General features: G+C 54.7%; 18 protein-coding genes. 6 read left to right on the forward strand and 12 right to left on the reverse strand.

The window, feature by feature from the left end; genetic code table 11:
- Nucleotides 1-48: 48 nt before the first annotated feature.
- Nucleotides 49-315, reverse strand: a complete 267-nt coding sequence (locus AC0YNU_RS10265; protein WP_161696279.1) for a YqhV family protein — start codon at nt 313-315, stop codon at nt 49-51.
- Nucleotides 316-515: 200 nt separating this feature from the next.
- On the opposite strand from AC0YNU_RS10265, the gene comA reads away from it, so the two are divergent.
- The 3 genes from comA to AC0YNU_RS10280 all read left to right on the forward strand — a co-directional run bounded on the left by comA (nt 516) and on the right by AC0YNU_RS10280 (nt 2850).
- Nucleotides 516-1376: a phosphosulfolactate synthase gene (comA, locus tag AC0YNU_RS10270; RefSeq protein WP_475755868.1), complete on the forward strand. Its 861-nt coding sequence runs from the start codon at nt 516-518 to the stop codon at nt 1374-1376.
- A 214-nt stretch (nt 1377-1590) separates the two neighbouring features.
- Nucleotides 1591-2301 (forward strand): 2-phosphosulfolactate phosphatase, encoded by a 711-nt coding sequence (locus AC0YNU_RS10275; RefSeq protein WP_475755870.1) that lies wholly within the window; start codon nt 1591-1593, stop codon nt 2299-2301.
- An 84-nt stretch (nt 2302-2385) separates the two neighbouring features.
- Nucleotides 2386-2850 carry a DUF441 domain-containing protein gene (locus tag AC0YNU_RS10280; protein ID WP_161696273.1) on the forward strand — a complete coding sequence of 155 codons (465 nt, stop codon included), beginning with the start codon at nt 2386-2388 and terminating at the stop codon, nt 2848-2850.
- A gap of 213 nt (nt 2851-3063) precedes the next feature.
- Here the strand turns inward: AC0YNU_RS10280 and AC0YNU_RS10285 are convergent, their stop codons facing one another.
- The 5 genes from AC0YNU_RS10285 to AC0YNU_RS10305 form a co-directional block, all read right to left on the reverse strand.
- Nucleotides 3064-4317 (reverse strand): aspartate kinase, encoded by a 1254-nt coding sequence (locus AC0YNU_RS10285; RefSeq protein ID WP_475755873.1) that lies wholly within the window; start codon nt 4315-4317, stop codon nt 3064-3066.
- Nucleotides 4318-4478: 161 nt separating this feature from the next.
- Nucleotides 4479-5036, reverse strand: a complete 558-nt coding sequence (gene efp / locus AC0YNU_RS10290) for an elongation factor P (RefSeq protein ID WP_475755875.1) — start codon at nt 5034-5036, stop codon at nt 4479-4481.
- Nucleotides 5037-5105: 69 nt separating this feature from the next.
- Nucleotides 5106-6182, reverse strand: coding sequence for a M24 family metallopeptidase (locus AC0YNU_RS10295; protein ID WP_475755877.1), 1077 nt, complete (start codon nt 6180-6182; stop codon nt 5106-5108).
- Nucleotides 6183-6276: 94 nt separating this feature from the next.
- Nucleotides 6277-6729, reverse strand: a complete 453-nt coding sequence (aroQ, locus tag AC0YNU_RS10300; RefSeq protein ID WP_475755879.1) for a type II 3-dehydroquinate dehydratase — start codon at nt 6727-6729, stop codon at nt 6277-6279.
- Nucleotides 6730-6811: 82 nt separating this feature from the next.
- Complete coding sequence (locus tag AC0YNU_RS10305) at nt 6812-7336, reverse strand: YqhR family membrane protein (RefSeq protein WP_475755881.1); 525 nt, start codon at nt 7334-7336, stop codon at nt 6812-6814.
- Nucleotides 7337-7532: 196 nt separating this feature from the next.
- On the opposite strand from AC0YNU_RS10305, the gene AC0YNU_RS10310 reads away from it, so the two are divergent.
- Nucleotides 7533-8480 carry a DUF1385 domain-containing protein gene (locus tag AC0YNU_RS10310; RefSeq protein WP_475755883.1) on the forward strand — a complete coding sequence of 316 codons (948 nt, stop codon included), beginning with the start codon at nt 7533-7535 and terminating at the stop codon, nt 8478-8480.
- A gap of 47 nt (nt 8481-8527) precedes the next feature.
- Nucleotides 8528-8833 carry a hypothetical protein gene (locus AC0YNU_RS10315; protein WP_475755885.1) on the forward strand — a complete coding sequence of 102 codons (306 nt, stop codon included), beginning with the start codon at nt 8528-8530 and terminating at the stop codon, nt 8831-8833.
- Nucleotides 8834-8969: 136 nt separating this feature from the next.
- Here AC0YNU_RS10315 and mntR read toward each other — a convergent pair whose 3' ends face one another.
- On the reverse strand, nt 8970-9398 hold the full coding sequence (gene mntR / locus AC0YNU_RS10320; RefSeq protein ID WP_475755887.1) for a transcriptional regulator MntR: 429 nt from the start codon (nt 9396-9398) through the stop codon (nt 8970-8972).
- Between the two features lie 213 nt (nt 9399-9611).
- Here mntR and splB point away from each other — a divergent pair, with 213 nt between their 5' ends.
- On the forward strand, nt 9612-10682 hold the full coding sequence (gene splB / locus AC0YNU_RS10325) for a spore photoproduct lyase (protein WP_475755889.1): 1071 nt from the start codon (nt 9612-9614) through the stop codon (nt 10680-10682).
- Nucleotides 10683-10847: 165 nt separating this feature from the next.
- Here the strand turns inward: splB and AC0YNU_RS10330 are convergent, their stop codons facing one another.
- From AC0YNU_RS10330 to metG, 5 genes are all read right to left on the reverse strand, one after another.
- Nucleotides 10848-11561 carry a cytochrome c biogenesis CcdA family protein gene (locus AC0YNU_RS10330; RefSeq protein ID WP_161696255.1) on the reverse strand — a complete coding sequence of 238 codons (714 nt, stop codon included), beginning with the start codon at nt 11559-11561 and terminating at the stop codon, nt 10848-10850.
- Nucleotides 11562-11579: 18 nt separating this feature from the next.
- Nucleotides 11580-12386, reverse strand: coding sequence for a metal ABC transporter permease (locus AC0YNU_RS10335; protein WP_475755891.1), 807 nt, complete (start codon nt 12384-12386; stop codon nt 11580-11582).
- Between the two features lie 3 nt (nt 12387-12389).
- Nucleotides 12390-13196 carry a metal ABC transporter ATP-binding protein gene (locus tag AC0YNU_RS10340; RefSeq protein ID WP_475755893.1) on the reverse strand — a complete coding sequence of 269 codons (807 nt, stop codon included), beginning with the start codon at nt 13194-13196 and terminating at the stop codon, nt 12390-12392.
- Nucleotides 13197-13227: 31 nt separating this feature from the next.
- Nucleotides 13228-14166, reverse strand: coding sequence for a metal ABC transporter solute-binding protein, Zn/Mn family (locus AC0YNU_RS10345; RefSeq protein ID WP_475755895.1), 939 nt, complete (start codon nt 14164-14166; stop codon nt 13228-13230).
- Between the two features lie 127 nt (nt 14167-14293).
- Nucleotides 14294-16330 carry a methionine--tRNA ligase gene (metG, locus tag AC0YNU_RS10350; protein ID WP_475755897.1) on the reverse strand — a complete coding sequence of 679 codons (2037 nt, stop codon included), beginning with the start codon at nt 16328-16330 and terminating at the stop codon, nt 14294-14296.
- Nucleotides 16331-16493: the final 163 nt, after the last annotated feature.

Genomic DNA, 16493 nt, shown 5'->3' on the forward strand with positions numbered 1-16493 from the left:
CCATCTTTGTTCCCATTGTATGCGGACATGCTGCCGCATATGCCTAATCTACTTCTTCAGCGCGCCTATCAAAATGCACGCCACGCCTCCGACGATCCACAGCATTTTGCCGTACGACAGTTTGTCCGACAGCCCCACAAGCCCGATCGTTGTCGTGGAAATGAGCACGAGCGGCCCTACCAAAGCCAGCGAAGAATTCACGACGAGCGCCTTGTCGATCTGATTCAGCCGCAGCATAAGGAGCGCCGCCATGATTTCCAGCGTGCCGGAGAACATCCGCAGCGTCGCCATGCTGAGCACGATTTTGTTAAGCATCCTTATCCCTCTCTTCCTATGTTTCCGAATCCTTTCTTTCCATCCATAGCAAATAGACTCGCTTGTACAGCCTATGCGGGCCTGTCTCTCTTTCATTCTTATAAATATAGGCGGATACCTGACACCCGGGGCACCGACCCTGGGCGAACTGCATATATTGCTCGGGTAACAAGGAAACGAATGGATAGCGAGGAGATCGAATGAAATCAATTTCTCAGGCAGCTTGGCCTGCGGCCTTGCAGGATCCAAGCGGTCAACGCGAGATGTCCGGCAGACCCGACAACGGGATGGAATCGACGCAGCTTAAAGCCAGCCGCGGGCAAACGATGGTGATTGACAAAGGACTGGGACGGCATGCATTCTCCGACTTGATGGAAACGGCAGCCGGCTATATCGATTGCATTAAATTCGGTTTCGGAACCGCCCCCCTCTATCCAACGGACCTGCTGCTCGCCAAAATCGAACTGGCCAAACGCTGCGGCTTGTCCGTCATGCCCGGAGGCACGCTGCTCGAAACGGCCGTACAGCAAAACGTCGTGCCCGCCTTCTTCCGAACAGTGTGCAGACTGGGCTTTAACGGCATCGAAGTATCCGACGGTACAATTGAATTGAACCGGAGGCTCCGCTCGGAGCTGATCCAAGAAGGCATCCGGAACGGCCTTCGGGTCGTCACCGAGTACGGGAAGAAGCTGACCGGCTCGCTCGTGGACGCGAATGAGCTGCTGCAGACGGCCGAAGCGGATTGGAAAGCCGGCGCGGATATGGTGACGATCGAGGCGCGGGAATCCGGCGTCAACGTCGGCCTGTTCGATGGCAACGGCGACTGCGCGCAAAGCGTGCTCGACTCCGTCAGTCATACGCTTGGCGACGTGAGCCGGATCATGTGGGAGACGCCGCTGAAGCAGCAGCAGGTGCTGATGCTCAAAACGTTCGGCGCGGAAGCGAATCTCGGCAACATCCAGCCGTCCGAGGTGTTGGCCCTGGAAACGATGCGGCGCGGCCTTCGTTCGGATACGTTTCACTTCGGGGAGCGCGTCGAACCGTTTGTGTATATGATTTGAAGACTTGGCGAAAAAGCTGGCTCCGCCAGCGGAAATGTCTTCCGATCGCTGTTGTACCCCTGAATTTTTGAATTTGAAGTGCCTTAAGGTGAAATTCAGGGTACAAAGGCGAACGCTCTCGCTTCTCCAGACTGTTTCCGCCTGCTTCGCCGGCAATCGCCAAAACTTAAATCCTATACGTGTTTATTGATATGAGGAAGGAAGCGTAATACGCATGCAAATCGAAGTCATATCCAGCGTCAACGAAGCGCAAGCCGACCGATTCACGCATCGGACCGTGATCGTCATCGACGTGCTTCGGGCGACCAGCACGATTGTCGCCGCTCTCGAAGCAGGCGCTGTTGGCATCCTGCCTGTCGAAACCGTACTGGAAGCGCGGGCGCTGCAATGCGGCGGCCAAGTGCTGGCGGGAGAACGGTTCTGCCGCAAAATCCCCGGTTTTGACTTGGGCAATTCTCCGGAAGAATTTACGCCTGCTGCCGTTCGAGGCAAGCGCGTCGTATTGACGACCACGAACGGCACCCGTGCGCTGCATAAAGCGATGCGCGCGGATTATGTGCTGGCCGGTTCGCTCAACAACGCCGCCGCCTGCGCCGCTGCCGCCGTCGAGCTGCGTCGGGATATCGTGCTGCTGTGCGCGGGAAGCCACAATGAATTCGCGTTGGAAGACGGGCTCTGCGCGGGTCTCATCATCAGCGAGCTTCAACGCATCAGCCCCACGGCCGTCGAAATGAACGATCTCGGAGCGGCCATGCTGGGCTATTATAGAAGCAGCGGCGAGCGGCTGCGCGATATGCTGCTCGGAAGCACGACCGGTCGCAAGCTCATCAAGAACGGCAATGCGCGGGATGTGGATCATTGCAGCCGGATCAATACCAGCAGCATCGTTCCGCGGCTGCAGGGCGATTCTCTCTGCCAGACATAACGGGAAGGCTTGTTCCATACAATGGAAGTACGAACGCTCCATCTCTAGTGGAGGCGGTGACGACCATTGAAGGAGTCAAGAAGCATGAGCGGGGAAGTTGTTCTTGTCATTCTGATCATTATCGGGTTAATCGGCCGGTCACCCATTATTTCCACGGCGGGCTGCGTGCTGTTAATCGTGAAGCTGATTCACCTGGAGCGGTTTCTGCCCACCATCGAACGGAGAGGACTTGAGCTCGGGCTGCTGTTCTTGACGTTCAGCGTGCTCGTCCCTTTCGCTTCCGAACGGATCGGTTCCAAAGACATTATCGCCGTCGTCACTTCATGGCCGGGGATTCTTGCCTTGTCCGGCGGAGCGATCGCCACCTTCGTGAACGGAAAAGGTCTCGAAATGCTGAAGCTCGACCCGCAGCTGATCGTCGGCCTGGTGATCGGCTCGATCTTCGGTATTGTGTTTCTGAAGGGGATCCCAGTCGGGCCGCTCATGGCGGCGGGCATAACCGCTATTCTGTTCAAGCTGTTCAGTTTTATCGGCAGCCGTTTTTTCTAGCCCCGCCTTGCCTGATCGCAGCATATCGGCGGTACAAGCTCAGCAGTGACGACATAGACAGCCAAATAACAGTAACGATGACAGCAAAGTATCAGACAGCAAGTTAACAACGACAAAGAAGCCTCTCGGCCGCATCAGTTGCGGTTGAGAGGCTTCTACTGGTTAAAGGCATAACGTTGGAGTAGTCTGTTTTGTTTAAACAAACCCGTCTCCTTAACGGCGATCCTGCGGGCCGCCGACAAATGCCTGCTCCGCCGTATCCAAGCCGTATGCGCTGTGAAGCGCGCGAACGACAGCCTGCGCTGGTTCAGCCGCAATAATGACGGACAAGCGGATTTCGGATGTCGTGACCATTTTGATGCTAATGCCCAGATCGTAAATGGCTTTGAACATTTTCGCCGCAACCCCTGGATTGCTGACCATGCCCGCTCCCACGATGGAGACTTTCACGAGGTTCTCTTCCGAAGTGACTTCACGGTACGGAACTTCGCTGCGGATGCTCTCGACAACGGCGATCGCTCTGTCTTTATCGGACAACGAGACCGTAAAGGCAAAGTCGGCTTTGCCTTCCTGCGTTCCGCTTTGAACGATGATATCAACGTCGATGCCGCTCGAGGCAAGCGCGCCGAATACGTTAGCCAATACGCCCGGAACATCTTCCACACCCAAAATACTGATACGTGCTACGTTTTTGTCATATGCGATGCCGCGAACGACCATCCCTTGCTCCATGACTGCTTCCTCCTTTACACTCGTGCCTTCGTTTTGCGTAAAGCTGGAACGTACCACGAGCTTCACGTTATAATTCTTCGCGTATTCGACCGCGCGCGGATGAAGCACCGCAGCGCCAAGGTTGGCAAGCTCCAGCATTTCGTCGTACGAAATCTCATCCAGCTTGCGCGCGCATTTGACAATTCTCGGGTCGGTGGAGTAGATGCCGTCCACGTCCGTATAAATCTCGCAGACATCGGCTTTGATCGCTGCCGCAAGCGCCACGGCCGTCGTGTCGGAGCCGCCGCGTCCGAGCGTCGTGATCTCGCCTGCGTCCGTTGAACCCTGGAAACCGGCGACGATAACCGCATGCCCGCTTTCAATCGCGTCGAAAATCCGTTTCGGCTCAATATCCGTAATCCGTGCTTTCCCGTGTACGGCTTCCGTCTCGATGCCTGCCTGCCAGCCTGTGAACGACATGGCTTTGAAGCCGAGCGAATCAATCGTCATGGATAACAGCGCAACCGATATTTGTTCGCCCACCGTCAGCAGCATATCCATCTCGCGTGCCGGCGGATTCGCGTTAAGAAGCTTGGATTGATCGATTAAATCGTCCGTCGTATCCCCCATGGCCGATACTACAACAACAACATCGTTGCCGGCCTCTCTATAATCGGCAATTCGTCTTGCAACCCGCTGCATCCGCTCTGTCGAGCCCACGGAACTGCCGCCGAACTTCATTACTATCAACGACACCGCTCATCCACTCCCCAACGAAAGTTCTAGTGTAAAAGTCTTAGGTTGTAATGTTTCATCAAAGCATGATTATAGCATAACCGCCATGTTTTGAATACGACAAAAACCGCCCAGCACCAGTGGCCGAGCGGTTTCTTGTTGATGCACGCGCGTTGATAAGACTAAGCGCGGGAGATGTAATGTCCGTCGCGCGTATCGATCAGAAGCACGTCGCCTTCGTTGATAAACAACGGCACTTGAACGTTCAGGCCCGTTTCGACCGTTGCGTTTTTCGTAGCGCCTTGCGCCGTGTTGCCTTTAACGCCAGGCTCGGTTTCCGTTACTTTCAGGTCAACGCTGTTCGGAAGCTGGATACCCAGGATTTCAGTGTTGTAGCTGGAGATGTTTACCGTCATGTTTTCTTTCAGGAAGTTGATCTCCCACTCCAGTTGTTTCTTCTCGAGCGTGAATTGATCGTACGTTTCATTATCCATGAAGGAATATTCCGAACCGGAATTGTACAGGTATTGAACCGCGCGGTTCTCGATGTTCGCTTTGCCGATGTTCTCGCCGGCACGGAACGTTCTTTCGACGGTGTTGCCGTTACGAAGGTTTTTGAGCTTGGAGCGTACGAATGCCGCGCCTTTGCCCGGTTTAACGTGTTGGAAATCGATAACGGTGAAGATATCGCCGTCTACTTCGACGGTAACGCCTGTTTTAAAATCATTTACTGAAATCACTGAAGATTCCTCCTAAAAGTAGTTGCCCTTCGCACTAGCGCATCGCGGGCGATATTTTATAAGTTTAACTCATTCCAAAATGAACAAGGTCTTCGGAGATGAGGTTAACAACGAGTTGCCGGTTGCGGTAATGACGATGTCGTCCTCGATTCGAACGCCGCCGAAGCCTGGCAGATAGATGCCCGGCTCTACCGTTACGGTCATGCCCGGCTCCAGGACGGTCGTGCCCCCGATCGACAGGCGCGGCGCTTCATGGATCTCCATGCCGAGGCCGTGTCCGGTTCCGTGACCGAACTTGTCGCCGAAGCCATGCTGCGTGATAATGTCCCGCGCGAGCGCATCGGCTTCTTTGCCCGTCATGCCCGGTTTGATGCCGGCCAGCGCGGCCAGCTGCGCTTCCAGGACGATTTCATAAATTTCGCGATGGCGGTCGGTCGGTTTGCCGACAACGACGGTACGCGTCAGATCCGAGCAGTACCCGTTGTAATACGCACCGAAGTCGAGCTTCACGAATTCGTTGTTCCCTATGACCCGTTCGCTTGCGACGCCGTGAGGAAGCGCTGAACGTTCGCCGGAAGCGACGATCGTGTCGAACGAAGAGGACGTCGCGCCTCTGCTGCGCATGAACATTTCCATCTCGAGCGCCACCTCGCGTTCGCGAAGGCCAGGCTTGATGAAGCTGAGCATGTGCTGGAACGTGTCGTCTGCCAGCTTGCAGGCGTCCCGCATAATCGCCAGCTCCGATTCATCCTTGTACATCCTTAGTTCTTCGATGACGCCGGAGACGGGCACGAGCTCGACCGAATCGCCAAGCGTCCCTTTCCATGCCGTGTATTCGCTGAATACGACGGTATCCTGCTCGAAGGCCAGCTTCTTGATGCCTGCGGAAACGGCTAACTCTTTGACGGTGTCGATCCACTTCGGCGCATGCTGTATGACGGTGAAGTCAACCGCCTGCTCAGGGGCCTGCGTCATATAGCGGAAATCGGTCAACAGCCAGCTGTCCTTCTGCGATACGAGCAGAACGCCGGACGAGCCGGTAAAAGCGCTTATGTACCTGCGGTTCACGGCATTCGTGACCAGGATCGCGTCGGCACCGACGTGCTGCAGCTTCTCCCGTAACCCCGCAATACGTGTAGTCGTCATACAATCACCCTTTCCTTGAAACGGCTAACCAGGTTCAGGCTGCGTAGATCCCTTGTATGGTAGCGGAAGGATCTTGCGAAGCCCTTGCATGAAATCAGCCGTTCTGTTCTTTATCCTTCAAATGCTGCACGAGCGCGGTTAAGCCAAGCACGTAGCTTTGCGCGCCGAACCCCGCGATTTGGCCGAGGGCAACCGGTGCAATGACGGAAACATGGCGGAATGCTTCCCGCTTGTGGATGTTCGAGATATGCACTTCAACGACAGGCAGTCCTACGCTGCCGAACGCATCGCGCAGGGCGTAGCTGTAGTGCGTAAACGCCCCTGGGTTGATGACGATCCCGTCCTCTTTCCCGTACGCTTCATGAATCCGGTCGATCAGGGCACCCTCATGATTGGATTGAAAGAAAGAAATGCGGACACCCATCTCGTCCGCCGTCTTCTTGAGCAGCGACTCAATCGCTTCCAGCGACATCGAGCCGTAAACGCCTGGCTCGCGAATGCCGAGCATGTTGAGATTCGGCCCGTTTAATACAAGTATCGAAGTCATGGAGAATCCTCCCGGCGCATAGATCATTAGCCATTCTACCACAAAGTCCTATGCTTTGAGAAGTGCCGGGACGCCTCCGCTCCTAGTGCGCGCCGATCGGCTCGCGCGATGCTTCGTCGGTATACTCGAAGGCGATCGTATATCCGATAAACAGACCCCATACGAGAAACAACGCGCATTCGGTGAAAATCGTATCGTACCCGATTTTGTTGATCGGGTCGAACATCCCCATCGCCGGTCCCGCCATTGCGAACAGGACGATCCACCAGAACAGACCGTAGAACAGCCCCGCCCACGGCCCCCTAAACCGGCCGAGCACCGCTTTATACAACAAAGCGGCGATGATCGAGAATACAATGAAGAAAGCAAGGCCGAGGAGATGTCCCCATCCCGTCTTCAAAAAGGACTGACGGAAGAACGGATCTGCCAGAAAGCCCGGCAGTATTTTCGTGAAATGGATCAAATAAAGGAGCCAGCGCATCGCCCCCCAGATCAAGCCGGCAAAGAAACCAAGCTGCAGGCAGTACCAGAACGGATTCGTGTTCGTCGTTCCGTTGTATTCCGTGCGGCTTTCCTTGCGTTTGCGGTCCTTTAATGTTTTGCGCATCGTCATTCCTCCGTTACGTTCATTAACCTCGGCATCCTCCATTTAGTATGTACAAAGGTCGAATTCCCAAATCAACGCCAAGCCGATCTGAGAAAGGATCCCGCTCGCAATGTCTTGTATAATCAAGTACAATAGGATAGAGAACGTTCATAGAGAACCTACACTTACGCCAATATTGAAGGATGGTGATTCGCCCTTGTCGCAAAGCACGCAAAATATTTACGGCGGACAAGCCGTCATTGAGGGCGTCATGTTTGCCGGCCGCAATGCCAACGTTACTGCAGTTCGCCGCAAAAATAACGAAATCAAGTTCTACGAGGTTCCGCGCAAAGTCACGCCATGGATTCAAAAGCTCAAAAAAATCCCGCTCGTGCGCGGCGTCGTCGCCATACTCGAATCGAGCGCGAAAGGCTCCCAGCATTTGAACTTCTCCATGGAATCGTATGCGGAGGATGAGCTGGAAGAAGGCAAGGACGAGAGCGCGGTCGCCAAGACCGAGGAGAAAAAAGGCTGGAGCCTCAGCATGATCGTCGGCGTGGCCGTTGCGGGCATCATCTCGTTCATCGCCGGGAAGCTCGTTTTCACCGTCGTACCCGCATTAATCGAACAATTGATCTTTGGACATGCGTTCAAGAATATAATAGTACACAACCTGCTCGAGGGTGCGATCAAGATCCTGTTTCTGCTCTCCTACCTCTATATCATCTCGCTGACGCCGCTGATCAAGCGCCTCTTCCAATATCACGGCGCGGAGCATAAAGTCATCAGCGCGTACGAAGCCGGCGCGGAGCTGACCGTCTCCAACGTTCAACGCTTTACCCGTCTTCATTACCGCTGCGGCAGCAGCTTCATCGTGTTCTCCGTGCTTGTGGGGATCGTCGTGTATTCCTTCTTCCATTGGGATTCCCTGTGGGAAAGAGTTTACCTGCGCGTGCTTCTTCTTCCAGTGGTGCTCGGGTTCTCGTACGAGGCGCTCCGCCTCACGAACTCGATGCGCGAACTGCCGGTCCTTCGCTTCCTCGGCTATCCGGGCCTATGGCTCCAGAAGCTGACGACGAAAGAACCGACGGACGATCAGGTGGCCGTCTCCATCGCATCGTTCAACCGGGTGCTGGAGCTGGACCGTCAAGGCGTTCAATCGTAAAGCAGCATCATCACATTCAGGATTCGGGAAGGAAGGGTGAGCGCGTCATGCCTCGTAAAATGAGTCTGCCAACCATCATCATCCTGGTGCTCGTCGTCATTGGACTTGTTTCGCAAACGATCAGCAATCCCTATCAGCTTCTAATTCCCGTCGGCGTCTTCGGCGTCATTTATTTACTTTACAAGTTCCCGCCGGGAGCAGCCGCGCGGTCAAAAGCGAAGCAGCCGCGTTACAAAGCTTCGACTTCGCGTAAAGATTCGCCGCAATCCAGTCGCAGCAAGGCACGCAAGAACTCACCATTCCGTGTCATCGAAGGCGGCAAGGACGACGACGACTTACCGAAGTACCATTAACGAATATAGTGATGGCCTACGCCGGCCAACGCAAGAAGGGGCTTTTCCAAGTAAGCATGGTCACCATGCCTACTCGGAAAGCCCCTTCTTTATATGTACCCTTTTATACCATTCGATTTCTTGGATTGCCGGATCCTTAAGTTTCTTCGTTGTTCAATTCGGCATGGACGGACTTAAAGGCTTCCAGCCTTTCCGGATCCCGGCGGAAAAACTCCACCAGCGTCTCGATGCACGTAATGGAATCCCAGCTTAGATGATGCTCGATTCCTTCGACATCCTTGTAAATGTTCTCCTCCTGCACGCCAATCACGGTCAGGAACGATTCCAGGAGCTCATGCCGATCCATGAGGCGCTTGCCCATTTTTTTCCCTTTATTCGTCAGCACGAGACCCCGGTACTTCTCATAAATCAAATACTGGTCTTTATCGAGCTTCTGAATCATCTTCGTAACGGAAGAAGGATGCACTTCAAGTCCTTCCGCAATATCAGAGACACGGGCATAGCCCTTCTCGTCGATTAATTTATAAATGCGTTCCAAATAATCCTCCATACTTGGAGTCGGCATCGTACAACCTCCATTTCACCAGCATCCCGTACGTACGGATTGTTGTGCGCGGCAGGCTCCAGGCGTCCTAGCCCCCGCGCTTACTCTTAGTATCATACACTGCCTGCCCCCACGCCGCAACCGCGGTGCACACTTAACTTTCCATGTTTGCGGAAGGGCTTTCGTTCTCAAACTAACGGCAAGTCCGTTATCAGCCAAGGAGGCCTGACGAGCATGAGCACTACGACGCTAGATCGTCCCAAACCGAAGAGAAAGGTGCATGATTCGTTCATTCCCGAACTTGTTTATTTCGAACCGGCATCGCTGGATTACCCGAAGGGCCGTCAAATCATGGCGTGGGTCAAGTCCTTGAACATCCCTTACCAAATGACGACCTCGCATAACCGCATCACGAACCTGCCGGGCGAGACGGAGCTCGAGCAGTACAAAATCGCCAAACGCACGCTAGTCGTCGGCATTCGCAAAACGTTGAAATTCGACACGTCCAAGCCGTCAGCGGAATACGCGATTCCGATCGCAACGGGCTGCATGGGACACTGCCATTATTGTTATCTGCAGACGACGCTCGGTGCCAAGCCGTATATCCGGGTCTACGTCAACATGGATGACATTCTCGGCGCCGCCAAAGGCTATATCGAGGAGCGGATTCCGGAAATCACCCGCTTCGAGGCAGCCTGCACATCCGATCCCGTCGGCCTCGAGCCCATCACGGGCAGCTTAAAGGAGCTCATTACGTTCATGGCGGACCAGGAATACGGCCGTCTTCGGTTCGTGACCAAGTTCCATTACGTCGACTCCCTGCTCGACATCAAGCATAACGGGCATACCCGCATCCGTTTCAGCGTCAACGCCAAGTATGTCATCAAAAACTTCGAGCCGGCCACCTCTCCGTTCGAGGAGCGAATCGAGGCCGCCGCCAAGATTGCCCGGGCGGGCTATCCGCTCGGCTTCATCATAGCCCCCATCATTTGGCATGAAGGCTGGCAGGAAGGCTACGCCGAATTACTCTCTTCCTTGGCTGCAGCGCTTCCGAAGGACGCTTCCCGCAATCTGACGTTCGAGCTCATCCAGCACCGGTTCACGAAGACCGCCAAGAACGTCATCGAGAAGCGCTATCCCCGCACGAAGCTCGAAATGGATATCGAGCAGCGCAAATATAAGTGGGGACGCTGGGGTCAAGGTAAATACGTCTATCCCGATGAGCAGGCGCAAGCGCTCCGGATGTTCATCTCGGAGCGCATCTTTGAACATTTTGAAGATGCGAAGATCGAATACTTCACCTAGAAGCTTGTTTCTGAATGTGTGACTGGAGTGTCGGTGTGGAGTCGCAAAAGCGTTAGCGGTCGCCTTAGTAGTCGGAAGATTACCTTATAAAATTGAATCCTATCAACCGACTACAACAGCGATCGGAGACCCGTACCGACCGCAAGTCACATGCCGTACAATCTTCTAGAATTTCATGAATTCAGGCGTAATCGAATTCAACCAAATCGTGATCTTCGTCATCTGGTCGGTGAAGAGCAGGATGCCCATCAGAAGCATGACCGCTCCTCCGATTTTCATCATGATGCCGGAATAACGCACGATCCACCGGGTCGAACCGATGAAGAAGGCAAGCACGAAGAACGGGATGGCGAAGCCGAGCGCATACGCAGTCGTCAGCTCGAACCACGTACCCGGATGAGAGGCCGCCATCAGCAGAATGCTCGCCAGGATGGGTCCCGTGCAAGGCGACCAGCCCGCGGAGAATCCGATACCGAAAATAAACGAAGCCAAATACCCCGACTTCTTGAGCCGCAAGGGCATTTTCATTTCCCTCAAAAGTACCTTGGGCTGGATCAAGCCCATGAGTATGAGCCCCATTAGAATGATAAGCACCGCGGACAGCTGCCGGATCAAATCCTGATATTTCGAGAATTGTTCCGCAAACGCGTTCGTGCCGTAACCCAGCGTATAATACACGATCGAGAATCCTAGAATGAAGAACAATGTATGGGTCATGGTGCGAATCCGTATTTCCCTGCCCGGATGCTCGCTCTTCAAATCTGCTACCGATACGCCTGTTATGTAAGATAAATAAGACGGGTACAGCGGCAGGCAGCAAGGCGATATAAACGAAGCGATACCCGCCCCGAACGCCGCCCAAACCGTTACGTCAGACATGTAAGAATCCCTCCACTTCTAGCTGCTTCTGCTGGTTCTTCTAAGCGAAAGCAAAAGCAGTAAAATAACGATCAGCAGCATAACGATGGTTCCGCCCGGCGCCAGATTCCAAATGCCTGCCGTAATCAGTCCGATGACGACTGCCAGCTCCGCAATGACGACGACGGTAACGACGGACTGACGGAAGCTCCTTGCAATCGCAAGGCTGCACGCCGCCGGAATCGTCAGCAAGGCCGATACGAGCAGCGCGCCGACGATTTTGATGGAGACGCTGATGACGAGCGCCGTCAGGATGCTGATCATGAAATTGAAATATTTCGTCGGCAAGCCGCTGACCGCCGCCGCATCTTCGTCGAAGGTGAGCAGGAACAGCTCTTTGGCATGCAGGCCGACGGCAAGAAGGACGACGACGGTTACGCTGCCGATAAGGACCAGGTCGATGGAATCAAGCGTATAAATACTCCCGAAGAGGTAGCCGCTAACGCTGACGTTGAAGCCTTTCCCCATCGTAAACAACAGCGAAGCAAGCGCCACGCCGCCGGACATGATAATGGCGATCGACAGCTCTGCATAGGTCTTATACGCCTTGCGCAGCTTCTCGATCGCGAACGTCGCGGCAATCGCGAACACGAGCCCGACCACGACCGGATAAACCCCGATCAGGAACCCGAGCGCCACGCCGGCGATAGACACGTGCGCGAGCGTATCGCCGATCATGGACAGCCTGCGCAGGACTAGAAACAGTCCCATCAGCGGTGCCGTTATGCCGATCAGAACGCCTCCGATCAAGGCCCTTTGAAAAAATTCCAATTGTAAAATATCCAACTGCTATACGCCTACTTTCCCGCTCTCCATGGCATGACGCAGCTCGCGAAGGCTGTGCGTCAGATTCGTCTCCACACAATCCTCCAGATCGTGGGAATGCTTGACATACAAATTGATTTTGCCGGCTTGCTGCTTCGGCTCGCGTCCCAAGTAAGAACGGATCATCTCCATGTCGTGCGACACCATCAGAAACGTGATGTTATGATGCTGATGCATATGTTTGATGAGATGGAAGAACCCTTCCTGCGTTTCCGCGTCGATACCTACTGTCGGCTCGTCCAAGATGAGCAGCGCGGGATTATTAATGAGTGCTCGTGCCAGAAAAGCCCGCTGCTGCTGTCCCCCGGACAGCTGACCGATCCGTTTGTCGGCCAAATCCTCGATCTTCATGGCATGCAGCGCTTCTTCGCATTTGACCGCATCCGCTTTGGATACGCGCTTGAACAGCTTGTTGCGGTTATACAACCCGGACAGCACGACCTCCCGAACCGTAGCCGGAAATAACGGGTTAAAGGAATTCTTCTGCGGCACGTAGCCGATCCTGCCCCAATCGCGGAATTGCCCGATCGGCTGACCGAACAGCTTGATGGCGCCGTTCGTCGGCTTGAGCAGCCCGACAATCATGCGGAGCATCGTCGTCTTGCCGGCACCGTTCGAACCGATTAGGCCGACGAAGTCCCGTTCTTGCACGGCAAAGGAAACGCAATCGATGACGGGCCTATTCTCATAAGCGAACGATACGCCTTCCAGCTCGATGATCGGCGCATGGCAGAAGTTATCCGATCTCTGCATCTGTTTCTCCGCTAACATGAACTTCCCTCCCGGGCGATGCAAGCCTCTATTATTGCAGAGCTTGCACGAGATTTTTCAAATTCGCTTTCATCAATGAGAAGTAATCTTCCCCCTTGGACTCCTGCCCCGGGGTCAGTCCTTCAAGCGGGTTCAACACCATCGTGCTGACTTTCGCTTCATTGGCAAGCGTTTTGGCGATTTCGTCGGAAACCAGCTCTTCGAAGAAGATCGTTTTGATTCCGTTCGCCTTCACGAACTTCGTGATGCGCAGCAAATCCTGCGCCTTCGGTTCCGCATCGGGCGACAACCCCATTATAGCCACTTGCTTCAAGCCGTAATCACGGGCCAAATACCCGAAGGCCTGATGGGACGTCACGATGTCTTTGTGCGTGACGGCGGATAACGCGTCCGAATATTCCTTGTCAAGCGCGGACAGCTTCTCTTCGAGCACATCGAAATTCGCCTCGTAAGCTGCTTTGTGTGCGGGATCAGCCGCCAAGTAATAATGGAGGACTGTACCGGCCATCATTTGCATCGACTTCGGGCTGACCCATGTATGCGGATCGACATGATTCTTGTCCGGGCTATCATCCTCGGGGTTTCCGGAGATTTTCTCGATGCCTTGGCTTACTTCCACCGTCGTCAGCTTGGAGTCGCCGGGCAAGCCTTCCAAGAAATCGTCTACCCAGCCTTCCAAGCCTGCACCGTTATAGAGAAACAACTGCGCCTTCGAAGCCGTATCCAGATCCCGGCTCTTCGGGCTCCAATCATGCGGCTCGACGCCTGCGGGAATCATATTGATCACATTCGCATCCGGGCCCCCGATCTGCTGGGCCAGAAAATATAGCGGGTAAAAGCTCGTCACCACGTTCATCTTCCCCTCGACCAGCTTGCTCTGGCCGGAAGAGTCGCATCCCGCGGAGAATACAATCAAAAACACAGCCGTAATTGCAACGGCGAATAGACGAAATATTGCTGCTCGGAACATGCTTGCACCCTCAATTCTATCATCCTAACATAATCGTAAACATTACTATTATGATTATATAGAGGGGCATAGGCACTGTCAACAAACAACCGCCGGAGCTGCGCGCTCCGGCGGTCAAGGTTCATGCTTATTTCACAATTGCGCCGTTCGGCATATCTTCCGGCACGGTGGCCAGCGTCAACTGGTCGCCGTGGGAGGCCGCGAGAATCATCCCTTGCGATAATTCGCCTCTCAGCTTCACCGGCTTCAGGTTCACGACGCAGATGACTTTGCGTCCCACCAGCTCTTCCGGCTTGTAAAATTTGGCGATGCCGGATACGACCTGGCGCTGCTCGAAGCCCATGTCCAGCTGCAGCTTGAGCAGCTTATCCGCCTTAGGAATCGGTTCGGCGGCAATTACTTGCGCTACTCGGAGTTCCACCTTGCCGAAATCGTCAATGCCGATCTCTTCTTTGGTCTCCGCTGGCTTCGCATCCTCGAGCGCAGCAGCAGTAGCAGTAGCAGATGCCGCGTCCGTTCCTTGCGCTGCTTGATCCGCTTGAACGGCTTCGGCTTCGGCCGGAGCCGCTCCGCCGTTCATGGATACGGCGATGAACGCCGTCTCTTCCGCAACATCGAGACGCGGGAAGATCGGCTCGCCCTTCGTGACGCGCGTTCCGCTTGGCAGCTGCCCGAAGCGCTTCGTGCTCTCCCATGCGGTCAGCTCTCCTTCCGCAAGGCCCAGCTGTGCGCGAATCTTAAGCGGCGCGTTCGTCAGGAACGGCTGCAGCAGGATCGAAATGATCCGAAGCGATTCCGCCAGATGATGCATGACGGAAGCGAGCTCGCCCCGCTTCTCTTCGCTCTTGGCAAGCGTCCACGGCTGCGTCTCGTCGATATATTTGTTCGTCCGGCTGACCAGCTGCCAAATCGCCGTAAGCGCGACGGAAAATTCCATCCGCTCCATGGCCGACTCCACAAGCTCCGCCGTGCTCTGAGCGAGCGAGGACAGCTTCTCGTCGAAGGCCGTCACGGCACCGTCGTAACCCGGAATTTCGCCTTTGAAGTACTTGTCGATCATCGCGACGGTCCGGTTCAGCAGGTTCCCGAGATCGTTGGCCAGATCGAAGTTGATCCGCTCTACGAAGTTCTCCGGCGTGAACGTACCGTCCGCGCCGAATGGCACCTCGCGAAGCAAGTAGTAACGCAGCGCGTCAAGACCGTAACGGTCGACCAGCGTTACCGGATCCACGACGTTGCCCTTGGACTTGGACATCTTGCCGTCCTTCATCAACAGCCAGCCGTGCGCGAATACTTTCTTCGGAAGCGGCAGTCCGAGTGCCATCAGCATGATCGGCCAATAGATCGTATGGAAACGAACGATCTCTTTGCCTACGAGATGAACGTCGGCAGGCCAGAACTTATCGAAGCGGCCGCTTTCGTCCGAGCCGTAACCGAGCGCCGTGATATAGTTCGACAAGGCGTCGATCCACACGTACACGACATGCTTCGGATCGCCCTTCACCTTGATGCCCCAATCGAACGTCGTACGGGAAACCGCCAAGTCTTCAAGACCCGGCTTAATGAAGTTGTTGATCATTTCGTTCTTGCGCGACTCCGGCTGGATAAACTCCGGATTCTCTTCATAGAACTGCAGCAGGCGATCGGCGTATTTGCTCATCCGGAAGAAATAGCTCTCTTCCTTCACGAGCTCCACGGGACGTCCGCAATCCGGGCAATTGCCGTCAACCAGCTGGCGCTCCAGGAAGAACGATTCGCACGGCGTACAATACCAGCCTTCATAGTTGCCTTTATAAATATCGCCCTGCTGCAGCAGCTGATCGAAGATCGCCTCGACGACTACTTTATGGCGCTCTTGCGTCGTCCGGATGAAATCGTCGTTGGAGATGTCGAGTTTCTTCCATAGATCCTTAATGAGAACGACGATATCGTCGACGAACTGCTGCGGCGTCTTGCCCTTCTCGGCTGCCTTGCGTTCGATCTTCTGTCCATGCTCGTCCGTACCCGTCAAATACCAGACGTCGTAGCCGCGCAGCCGCTTGTAACGAGCCATGGCGTCGCCCGCCACCGTCGTATACGCATGGCCGATATGCAGCTTGTCGCTCGGATAATAAATCGGGGTCGTAATGTAAAATGCTGGTTTGGTTTCATTGGTTTCGCTCATCGAAAACACTCCTCTTTCCTGCGTCTTGGCAAGTCTCAAGAACGTTTAGACAACAAAAAAAGCCCCCGTCCACTATGGGACGAGAGCTTGCCGCTCACGTGGTACCACCCAAATTCCTCTCTCCTACAAACGCGTGCGAGTCCGCGACCGCCGCTTGCGAAGA

Source organism: Paenibacillus sp. J31P316 (assembly GCF_056269105.1).